This is a genomic window from Paraburkholderia sp. BCC1876 (genome assembly GCF_902833695.1).
Classification (GTDB): domain Bacteria; phylum Pseudomonadota; class Gammaproteobacteria; order Burkholderiales; family Burkholderiaceae; genus Paraburkholderia.
Genome location: NZ_CADFGI010000086.1, coordinates 1 through 453, shown reverse-complemented (window position 1 = coordinate 453; position 453 = coordinate 1). Strand labels below are relative to the sequence as shown.

Sequence of the window (453 nt, the reverse complement as noted above, 5' to 3'; positions counted from 1 at the left end):
ACCGAGAACAGGGTCGGCTGGATCAGCCCGAAACCCTCGAGCGCGCAGGTCACGTAGGCATCGGAATCGTTGACCGTGACGATCGAGGTCATGCGCATCTCCTGCAGCTTGCCGTCGATCAGGAAGATCCACGGCATCGGCCGGCCCAGCGCGTAGGCGAAGTTCACCGCGCGGTGCTGCTCGAGTTCCTCGATACTGCGCGGCTCGCCGAACTTCTCCAGGTAGGCGGGCGAGGCGCAGCTCACGCGGTTCATCACCCCCACGCGCCGCCCCAGCAGCGACGGCATGTGCACGCGCAGCGCGCCGTGCGGCTTGCGGTTGCCGACCTGGAAGCTCGCGTCGGCCTCCGAGATCTCCGTCAGGATCCGGATGCAATGCTCGTAATAACCGGCGCCCTCGGGCGTCAGCGAGAGCCGGCGCGTGGTCCGGTGCAGCAGGCGCACGCCGAGCAAG

1 pseudogene is annotated in these 453 nt (G+C 67.8%); it reads right to left on the bottom strand.

Annotated features, from left to right (window positions below):
• Positions 1 to 453, bottom strand: a pseudogene (locus HWY05_RS37890) (LysR family transcriptional regulator); the annotation flags it as partial.